At 42.2% G+C, this 2,731-nt stretch carries 3 protein-coding genes; 2 read left to right on the plus strand and 1 reads right to left on the minus strand.

Going from position 1 to position 2,731, the window contains the following annotated elements; genetic code table 11:
• The first annotated feature begins 159 nt into the window (after positions 1-159).
• Positions 160-507: an IS66 family insertion sequence element accessory protein TnpB gene (gene tnpB / locus ND16A_RS00015; protein WP_033079531.1), complete on the plus strand. Its 348-nt coding sequence runs from the start codon at positions 160-162 to the stop codon at positions 505-507.
• Positions 508-603: 96 nt separating this feature from the next.
• On the plus strand, positions 604-2,175 hold the full coding sequence (gene tnpC / locus ND16A_RS00010; protein WP_052073373.1) for an IS66 family transposase: 1,572 nt from the start codon (positions 604-606) through the stop codon (positions 2,173-2,175).
• On the opposite strand, the gene tnpA is transcribed toward tnpC, so the two are convergent.
• Positions 2,172-2,315: an IS66 family insertion sequence element accessory protein TnpA gene (tnpA, locus tag ND16A_RS21425; protein ID WP_160173549.1), complete on the minus strand. Its 144-nt coding sequence runs from the start codon at positions 2,313-2,315 to the stop codon at positions 2,172-2,174. The genes tnpC and tnpA overlap by 4 nt on opposite strands.
• Positions 2,316-2,731: the final 416 nt, after the last annotated feature.

Genomic DNA, 2,731 nt, shown 5'->3' on the forward strand with positions numbered 1-2,731 from the left:
TTCAACGACTAATGCTATTGCATCAAGCTTAAATTCTTTTGAATATTTTTTACGTGCTGTCATTTTTTTTCTCCAGTTAAGTCTATTATCTCTTAACTGGGGTAGTCGAATCCATTAAACCACGTCATATCTAAGCCAATTGTTGCGTGAGTTTGCTTAATGAAGATGTTTGTTGAGCCGTTAGACGTGTTTCTGCATCGGGATTTCGTCGACTTCCGTAAGGCAATAAATGGTTTGGTTGGTATTGTCGAAGATGAGCTAAATCGTGATGCCTATACCGGCGCGTTATTTGTCTTTTGTAATAAAGCCAAAGACAAACTGAAAATACTTTACTGGGACAAAACCGGTTTTGCGCTTTGGCAAAAGCGCCTGGAAAAACACAAATTCAAATGGCCGAGCAAAGTGAACGAGAATGAATTTGCCTTAAGTCCTGAGCAACTGAGTTGGTTACTATCAGGGAAAGATGTACTTGGCCATGAAGAATTGCAGTATCAGTCAATGATCTAGTTGATCGAATTGGCAGTCAACGATCGTTGACGCAAGCCCTTATACTAATTGAGCTAGCAAGAAGATATTGCGATTGATACTTGCTAGAATTTAGTGATGAAATCTGATGCCAATTCACTACCAAACGACCCAGAACAACTCAAGCAAATGCTGCTTGAGTTGCAACAGCGTATGGATGAAGAGTTAGCGGCAAAGAATGAAGAATTGGCCAACAAAGACGATGTGATTGCTCAAAAGGATGCTCAATACCGAGAGTTGCTTGAGCGTTACAACGTCAAACTTGCCAATGAATACGGTAAAAAATCCGAAAAAATGCCAGGTGCGGGGGAAGTGTTTAATGAAGCAGAGTTAGTGCTTGATGAACACGACAAAAGTATTTTGGCAAATCCAACTCTCGACACGAAAACAAAAGCCAAGCCAAAACGCAAACCATTGCCGGCAGCATTGCCGCGAAAAGAAGTGGTTATCGATATCTCGGATGCTGACAAGGTGTGTGATTGCTGCCAGGGCCCATTGCATAAGATGGGGGAAAGCAGCAGTGAAGCCTTAGAGTTTGTGCCAGCCCATATCAAAGTTATCAAAACCATTCGCCCCAAATACGCCTGTCGTCAATGCGAACGTGATGGTGTTGAAGGTGTGGTGAAAACGGCGCAGATGCCAGCCACACCAATCCCGAAAAGTATCGCAACGCCAAGTTTACTGAGCCAAATCATCACCTGCAAATATCAGTTTGGCTTACCGCTCAACCGTCAAGAAACTATGTTCACCGATATTGGTATTGAATTAAGTCGTCAAACGATGTCGAGTTGGATGCTGCGCAGTGCTCAATTGCTTGAGCCACTGTATATGCGTTTGAAAGAAGTATTGCTAGCAGAGCCTGCGATTCATGCCGATGAAACGCCGCTGAAAGTGATCAAGGCAGAAAAATCGACGAGTTATATGTGGGCATATTGTTGTGGTACAGATAAACCAGGCAACAATACCAATATCGTGTTATTCGATTATCACAACAGCCGCGCGGCACAATGTGCCATCGACTTTCTCAATGGCTACCAAGGCTACATGCACGTTGATGGCTATAAAGCCTATGAGCTAACGTTGGCAAGATTGGTTGCCTGTCTTGCGCATATCCGTCGCAAATTCGTGGATGCGAAAAAGATACAAGCCAAAAAGAAAACCGGCAAAGTGGATGTCGTATTAAACTTAATCGGCAAGCTCTACGGTATTGAGCAGCGAATAAAAGAAAAGTCGATAGAAGATAAATTCAAAATCCGGCAATCACACTCGAAACCCATCGTACAAGAACTGCATGATTGGCTAACAGATCACAAAGATAAAATACCACCGAAAAGCAAACTTGGTGAAGCCATTACCTATGGCATCAATCAATTTGAGAAGTTCCAGCGCTATCTTGAAGATGGCAAGCTAAGCATTGATAACAACCGAGCAGAGCGGGCGATAAAACCCTTTGTGATTGGGCGGAAGGCGTGGCTGTTTTCCAATACCTGCAATGGCGCCCATGCCAGTGCCATTCTCTATAGTATCGTTGAAACGGCGAAAGCCAACGGCCTTGTCGTGCACGACTATATGTCCACTTGCTTGCAGCATATTGCTGAGCAACCAAGTAACCTTGAGCCGTTGCTACCATGGAATGTTAAGCGCGGCTAGGTGTCGATAGCCATACGTTTACAATAGAAACTGGAAACATTTATTTTATTATTTGTGCAAAACTTGGCAATGGTTAAGCCACTTTGTTTTTGCTGTTTAAGAACCTTAAGCCAGTGTTGTTTTTTCTGATTGATGTCCATAATAACCTCGTTAAAATTTCACAAGGTTATTGTCCAGAAAACCGATTAATACTGGTAGGTGGGGGTTAAAAGACCGCTTACTTTTAACCCCGGTCAAAAATTTGAGGCTACATTAGATATAAGAGAATTAGTAATGCTCGAATATAAAGAATTAGCATCGGCATGTTCAGCCTATATCACTTTTTACAAACATGAAAATGCCTTATGGTGCCAAGTTTATGGAGATTTCAATAACTATTCAGATTGTAAAACAGTACCTATCCAATGTGTTTCATTTATGGTTGATAGTTGTTAGTGCCGGAGCAATACCGCAGTTATTTGCCGCAGAATTTGTAACTGAGATCTCACCTATTTCCCATCATTGATCGAATTCAGAATGGTAAATCGTCATTCAGTTCGTGATTTTGCTCCCGTTG

The sequence above is a fragment of the Thalassotalea sp. ND16A genome (genome assembly GCF_000764205.1).
In the GTDB taxonomy this organism is placed as follows: Bacteria; Pseudomonadota; Gammaproteobacteria; order Enterobacterales; family Alteromonadaceae; genus Thalassotalea_A.

Excerpts from the sequence above, each read along its gene's own strand:
- tnpB (WP_033079531.1), top strand. The coding sequence starts at position 160 with ATGAAGATGTTTGTTGAGCCGTTAGACGTGTTTCTGCATCGGGATTTC.
- tnpC (WP_052073373.1), top strand. The coding sequence starts at position 604 with ATGAAATCTGATGCCAATTCACTACCAAACGACCCAGAACAACTCAAG.
- tnpA (WP_160173549.1), bottom strand. The coding sequence starts at position 2,315 with ATGGACATCAATCAGAAAAAACAACACTGGCTTAAGGTTCTTAAACAG.